This window comes from Streptomyces sp. LARHCF249 (assembly GCF_052871255.1).
In genome coordinates, this window is record NZ_JBIXJQ010000003.1 from 750,509 (window position 1) to 757,349 (window position 6,841).

A 6,841-nucleotide genomic window follows, 5' to 3' on the forward strand; every position below is an offset into this window, starting at 1 on the left:
GAACCTTCCCTTGATGGGGGTACCCCCGGACCTGGTCTGGGGGAGGTCAGACGCCCCGCAGGCTCGCGTAGAAGACCAGCCGGTACTTGCCGATCTGCACCTCGTCGCCGTTGTGCAGCGCCACGGAGTCGATCGGTTCACGGTTCACGTACGTGCCGTTGAGGCTGCCGACGTCGGCGACGGTGAAGCCGCCGTCCTGGCTCCTGCGGAATTCGACATGGCGCCGGGAGACGGTGACGTCGTCCAGGAAGATGTCGCTCTGCGGGTGCCGTCCCGCCGTGGTCAGCTCACCGTCCAGCAGGAAGCGGCTGCCGGAGTTCGGACCGCGCCGCACGATGAGCAGGGCGGAACCGGGCGGCAGCGCTTCCACCGCGGCCTGGGCCTCGGGGGACAGCGAGGACGACACGTGCTGTTGTCCCGACACCTCGGCCTCGTAGGCCTCGAGGCCCGAGATCGAGATGGTGGACGTGGTCTCCGAGGCACGCTCCGGCGTCAGACCCGCCCGCAGCGGCGCCCCGCAGTTGGAGCAGAACCGGCTGGCCGCATCGCTGCGGTGTCCGCACCTGCTGCAAACCTGCTCGGCCGACATGGACGGCTCCTCGCGCCGCGGCTGCCCCGCGGAGGCATTGGTGGCATACGGATCGGGGGCAAACCCTCCACCCGCACTTGAGGTTGATGGTTCACCGAAACCTATGCGTCCGGTACCGGCAGGGTCAACAGACGACGCGCCGTGTGCGCCCGAAATGTCACCCCCGCCCGCGACCTCGTCACGGAAGAGCGGCCGGTCGCCCTGCCCTTCCGCGTCACCGTGCCCGGCACGATGACGTGCCGGACCGCTTTCCTCGCGGTTCTTCTTGCCGAACAGCTTCTCAAACAACTTCACGGGCGATTCCCCTTGACCGAAACAGACCCGCCCGTGGGGCAGGACGAACTCCGAATGCACACACCTGCCGACCCGGACATTCTCACAACGTCCGTAACCACCAGACAGTTTCCACCACGCACCGCGACTTCGGTGCGCCGACCCCCCGCAGGCATCCGCCCGCGTGAGCCGGTCCACTCTCCGCTCCGCATCCTCACGATGACGACCGAGCGTAGTCAGGCTGCTTCGCAGCCCGCAAGGCATCCACAACGATCTTCGCCGGTCGTGTGACGACGACGGTGGCCTGTTCCTTCTCCAGCGTCTGGACGACACCGCCCGGGATGTTGAGCGCGGGCTCCAGGTCCTGCGGCTTGCCGATCACCCTGAACTCGTAGGGCTGTGTGATCTTCGTACCGTCGATCCCGACCCCGCCGCTCTCCTCCGAGAAGTACGAGCCCGCCACCACGCGCACCCCGTTGATCTGGATCGCCTCGGCCCCCGCCGCCCGCAGCTCCTGAAGCGTGTCCAGCAACTGGTCGGACCGCACCAGGCCCTTGGGGTCGGTGATCTTCAGGGTGATACCGGGCCCCTGGGCTGCCACCGTACCGGCCAGGATGCCGAGTTGGCGCTCCTTCTCCACGGTCTGCTTCCTGGCCTCCTCGGCCTGATTGGAACTGCTCTCCAGCTCCTTGCGCTGATCCTCCAGCTGCTGCTTCTCCTCCTCCAGGCGCTTGGTCCGCCCGTCCAGCTCGTCGAGGATCCGTACGAGGTCCTCCTGGCGGGCCCCGCGCAGCGCACTGGAGTCACTGGTCGACCGCACCTGGATGGCCAGCCCGAGCCCCAGGACGAACAGCAGGAGGGCGACGATCAATTGGGCCCTGCTCACCCGCGGCGGCCACAGCCCGGCCGCGAGCCGCTGCCGGCCCGTCTGCTCGGGCACCTCCGCCACCGGTGCCGTCCCCTTGTCAAGAGGCTGTTCCGGGACGTTCGGTTCCTCGGGCGGAGTGTCATTCGTATGCATCGGCCTCACGCCCGGAAAACGTGCCGGCGGATGGCCGCGGCATTGGAGAAGATGCGGATGCCCAGCACCACGACCACACCCGTGGACAGCTGCGAGCCGACCCCCAGCTTGTCGCCGAGGAAGACGATCAGCGCGGCCACGACCACGTTCGACAGGAACGACACCACGAAGACCTTGTCCACGAAGATGCCGTCCAGCATCGCGCGCAGACCGCCGAACACCGCGTCCAGCGCCGCCACCACGGCGATCGGCAGATAAGGCTCCACCACGGCCGGTACTTCGGGCCGGATCAGAAGTCCGACCACCACTCCGGCCACGAGGCCCAGTACCGCGATCACGATGCACCCTTCTGCTGCTCTGCTGCTGTAGCCGTACGTACGGTCAGGCTCGACGCGGCCGGCAACCGCACCTCGTCCGCGGCGGACAGGGTGTACCGGATCCCGTAGCTCTCCTGCAGCACATGCAGGTACTGGCCGTCCGCCGAGTCCTGGAAAGCAGTGCCGAGCCGCTTCTTGTCCCCCACCGCCAGCACTTCGTACGGCGGCACCAGCGGCCTGTTGTCGACCAGTATCGCGTCACCCGCGGCCCTGATCGCCGACAGCGCCGTCAACCGCTGCCCGTTGATGGAGACGGCCTCCGCCCCGGACTGCCACAGCCCGTTGACGATCTTCTGCATGTCGCGGTCGCGGACCCGGCCGGTGTCCGAGAAACCGGCGCTCTCCCGCGGCCCGCCCCCGCCGCCCGACGAGGCACCCTTGGCGTCGTCCACGACCAGCTTGATCCCGGGACCGCGCACCTCCGTGGCCCCGGACAGCAGCGCGACGAGCTGCCCCTGCCCGCTGTCGGGCTGCTTGAGCGCGGCCCGCTGGCGGTCCGCGACATTCGTCCGCAGCCGGTCGATGTCCCGCTCCAGAGCGTGCGCGCGCCCGTCGGCCCGCTCCACGCGGTCGATCAGTTCCTGCCGTTCCCTGGCCAGCACCGGCGCGGCTATCCGCGCCTCGGCGGCACCCAGCGTGACGACCATGGCCGCGAGCACGAGTCCGGCGGCGAGCGCCAGTTTGGCCTTGAGGGTGCGCGGAAGGCCCGCCGTACCCTCCGCCTCACGCCGGGCCGCGGCCTCCGCATAGCCCTCGTCGAGACTGTGGTCCATCACGTGCGTCAGCAGCGACATGGAGGCGTCCGGGCGCGCGGGCGCAGGAGACGCCGAACTCCGGTTGTGGGGCGGCTGCGACATGCCGCACATCGTCGCATGTCGGCGGCGCACACACCGAATGCGCCCGTCCCGCGGGACGGGCGGGGATCCCTCCCCGCCCGTCCCGCGGGACTTCGGTCCTCACGCGGCACTCAGTGCCCGGCGCCGTCCACCACGCCCGCCCACTCGTCGAGCAGCGCCTGCGCCGAGGCGTCGTCGGGACCTTCGGCCCACAGATGGGTGACGGCCTCGGCCGGATCCGGCAGGACCAGCGCCCAGCGCCCGTCGGCCTCCACGACCCGCACCCCGTCGGTGGTGTCCACCTGCCGGTCGCCGGCCGCCTCCACGACCCGGCGCATCACGAGTCCCTTCACCGCCCACGGCGTCGGCACGTCCCGCTTGAGCACGTGCGCCCGCGGAATCCTGGCGTCTATCTGGCTGAGAGTGAGCTGCGTACGTGCCACCAGCCCGAGCAGCTGCACGAAGGCCGCGGCCCCGTCGAAGACGCTGCTGAACTCCGGAACGATGAACCCGCCGCGGCCGTCCCCGCCGAAGATGGTGTTCTCCGCACGGCCCACCCGGGTCAGGTCGTCGGGCGAGGTCGTCGTCCACTCCACCTGCGTGCCGTGGTACGCCGCCACCTGCTCGGCGACGCGCGTGGTGGTCACCGGCAGCGCGACCTTGCCGCTGCGCTTGGCCGCGGCCACCAGGTCGAGCATCACCAGCAGCGCCCGGTCGTCCTCGATGATCCGCCCGCGCTCGTCCACCAGGGAGATCCGCTCACCGACGGGGTCGAAGCGCACGCCGAAGGCGGCTCGTGCCGAGGCCACGATCTCCCCGAGCCGCACCAGCCCGGCGCGCCGGGACTCGGCGGTCTCCGTGGGCCTGGACTCGTCGAGCCCGGGATTGATCGTCAGCGCGTCCACCCCGAGCCGGCCCAGCAGGCTGGGCAGCACGAGCCCGGCGCTCCCGTTGGAGGCGTCCACGACCACCTTGAGCCCGGCATCGCCGATCCCGCTCGTATCGACCCTCCGCAGCAGCGAACCGGTGTAGGAGTCGAAGAGGCTTCCCGGGAACTGCAGGTCACCGATCTCGCCGGGGAAGGCCCGCCGGTACTCCTGGCGCGCGTACACCCGGTCGAGCTTGCGCTGCTGCTGGAGCGAGAGGTCCGCGCCCCGCTCGTCCAGGAACATGATGTCGACGGAGTCCGGCACGCCCGGCGAGGTCCGCAGCACGATCCCGCCCGCGCTGCCGCGTGCGGTCTGCTGCCGCGCCACGGGCAGCGGTACGTTCTCCAGGTCGCGCACGTTGATGGCGCTGGCCTGGAGCGCCGAGATCACCGCCCGTTTGAGCGCTCTCGCGCCTCGGGAGTGATCACGCGCCGTGGTGACCGTCGCCCCCTTCTTCAGGGTCGTCGCGTAGGCGCCCGCGAGCCGCACCACCAGTTCGGGGGTGATCTCCACGTTCAGAATGCCGGAGACCCCGCGCGCACCGAACAGATGCGCCTGTCCGCGCGACTCCCAGATGACCGACGTGTTGACGAACGCGCCGGCCTCGATCGTCTTGAAGGGGTAGACCCGCACATTGCCCTGGACGATCGATTCCTCACCGACGAGGCACTCGTCCCCGATGACGGCGCCGTCCTCGATCCGGGCGGCGCGCATGATGTCGGTGTTCTTGCCGATGACACAGCCGCGGAGATTGCTGTGGGGCCCGATGTACACGTTGTCGTGCACGACGGCCTTGTGCAGGAAGGCTCCGCTCTTGACGACGACGTTCGACCCGATGACCGTGTGCTCTCGGATCTCGACGCCTGCCTCGATCTTGGCGTAGTCCCCGATGTACAGGGGTCCGCGCAGCACCGCGTCCGGGCTCACCTCGGCCCCTTCGGCGATCCACACCCCGGGCGAGATCTCGAAGCCGTCCATGTCGATCTGGACCTTGCCCTCGAGCACGTCGGCCTGCGCCTTGACGTAGCTCTCGTGCGTGCCGACGTCCTCCCAGTAGCCCTCGGCCACGTAGCCGTAGATCGGCCGGCCTTCCTTCATGAGCTGCGGGAACACGTCACCGGACCAGTCGACCGAGACGTCCGGGTCCACGTAGTCGAAGACCTCGGGCTCCATGACGTAGATGCCGGTGTTGACCGTGTCCGAGAAGACCTGGCCCCAGGTCGGCTTCTCCAGGAACCGCTCGACCTTGCCCTCCTCGTCCACGATCGTGATGCCGAATTCCAGTGGGTTCGGCACCCGGGTCAGGCACACCGTGACCAGTGCGCCCTTCTCCTTGTGGAAGCGGATCAGATCGGTGAGGTCGAAGTCGGTGAGCGCGTCGCCGGAAATCACGACGAAGGCGTCATCCTTCAGCGCTTCCTCGGCGTTCTTCACGCTGCCGGCGGTGCCGAGTGGCTTCTCCTCGTTGGCATAGGTGAGCTCCATTCCGAGCTCTTCGCCATCTCCGAAGTAGTTCTTGACGAGCGACGCCAGGAACTGCACGGTGACCACGGTCTCGCTGAGCCCATGCCGCTTGAGCAGCCTCAGCACGTGCTCCATGATGGGCCGGTTCGCAACCGGCAGGAGCGGCTTGGGCATGCTCGAGGTCATGGGGCGAAGGCGCGTACCTTCGCCACCGGCCATCACGACGGCCTTCATGTCGGAAGAGTCCTCCTAGAGAGATGACGGTCGTGCCGACCTCACCCGTCTCGGACGGTGACTCCGCAACTCCTCCGCGTCATCCGGCGCCTGACGAGCTCAATCGGCCGTGGCGTCCGCCTTCACGAGACGGCGGACTTGAACCACGTAAAGGATTCCTGCCCACCAGTAGAGGGTTGTACCCCATCCGGCGAATGCCCATCCGAAAACTGACCCCGTCCAGGCCAACCAGCCCGTCCCGTCACTGAGCAGCAGCAAGGGGAACGCGTACATCAGGTTGAAGGTCGCGGCCTTGCCGAGGAAGTTGACCTGCGGCGGCGGATAGCCGTGGCGGCGCAGGATCCACACCATGACCAGCAACATCAGCTCGCGCGCGAGCAGGGCGCCCGTGAGCCACAGCGGCAGAATCTCGCGATAGGTCAGACCGAAGAGGGTCGACAGGATGTACAGCCGGTCCGCGGCCGGATCCAGCAGCCGGCCGAGCTTGCTGATCTGATTCCAGCGCCGGGCGAGCTTCCCGTCGAGGTAGTCGCTGATCCCACTGAGCATGAGGACGGCCAGGGCCCATACGTCGTGCTCGGCGAGGATCAGCCACAGGAACAGGGGTACGCCGGCCAGGCGAGCCATGCTCAGGATGTTCGGAATGGTGAAAATTCGGTCTGTCTGAACCCGAGTCTCCTGGACCTCCACCCGGGGGCCTCCACTGTGACGGTAGAAATGTGGACGTTCGATGCCCCCTGACCCTACAGGAGACCGCACACCTGTCCTGAACGCAGAAAAGCCCCGCACCGAACCCCGAAGGGTTTGGTGCGGGGCTTCCGCAATGATTGTTCGGCGGCGTCCTACTCTCCCACAGGGTCCCCCCTGCAGTACCATCGGCGCTGAAAGGCTTAGCTTCCGGGTTCGGAATGTAACCGGGCGTTTCCCTAACGCTATGACCACCGAAACACTATGAAATTTGAACGCTGGCATGGACACAGCTGTTCGTTATTTCAGAACTAACACAGTGGACGCGAGCAACTGAGGACAAGCCCTCGGCCTATTAGTACCAGTCAGCTTCACCCGTTACCGGGCTTCCACATCTGGCCTATCAACCCAGTCGTCTACTGGGAGCCTTA

Annotated in this window: 6 protein-coding genes and 2 rRNA genes; all 8 read right to left on the minus strand. The window is 67.8% G+C overall.

Annotation, left to right across the window (positions count from 1 at the left end; genetic code table 11):
- Window positions 1-46 precede the first annotated feature (46 nt).
- Complete coding sequence (locus tag ACIPUC_RS11735) at window positions 47-991, minus strand: FHA domain-containing protein (RefSeq protein ID WP_446588944.1); 945 nt, start codon at window positions 989-991, stop codon at window positions 47-49.
- Window positions 992-1,076: 85 nt separating this feature from the next.
- On the minus strand, window positions 1,077-1,883 hold the full coding sequence (locus tag ACIPUC_RS11740) for a DUF881 domain-containing protein (protein WP_446588874.1): 807 nt from the start codon (window positions 1,881-1,883) through the stop codon (window positions 1,077-1,079).
- 5 nt (window positions 1,884-1,888) lie between these two features.
- Entirely contained in the window at window positions 1,889-2,221 is a 333-nt protein-coding gene (locus tag ACIPUC_RS11745; RefSeq protein ID WP_384381904.1) for a small basic family protein, read from the minus strand.
- Entirely contained in the window at window positions 2,218-3,126 is a 909-nt protein-coding gene (locus tag ACIPUC_RS11750; protein WP_446588946.1) for a DUF881 domain-containing protein, read from the minus strand. Before ACIPUC_RS11750 ends, ACIPUC_RS11745 begins: the two co-directional genes overlap by 4 nt.
- Window positions 3,127-3,227: 101 nt before the next feature.
- Window positions 3,228-5,723, minus strand: a complete 2,496-nt coding sequence (locus ACIPUC_RS11755; RefSeq protein WP_446588876.1) for a sugar phosphate nucleotidyltransferase — start codon at window positions 5,721-5,723, stop codon at window positions 3,228-3,230.
- 99 nt (window positions 5,724-5,822) lie between these two features.
- Entirely contained in the window at window positions 5,823-6,413 is a 591-nt protein-coding gene (locus ACIPUC_RS11760; protein ID WP_446588878.1) for a CDP-alcohol phosphatidyltransferase family protein, read from the minus strand.
- Window positions 6,414-6,552: 139 nt separating this feature from the next.
- A 5S ribosomal RNA gene (rrf, locus tag ACIPUC_RS11765) occupies window positions 6,553-6,669 on the minus strand.
- A 76-nt stretch (window positions 6,670-6,745) separates the two neighbouring features.
- A 23S ribosomal RNA gene (locus ACIPUC_RS11770) occupies window positions 6,746-6,841 on the minus strand; the annotation flags it as partial.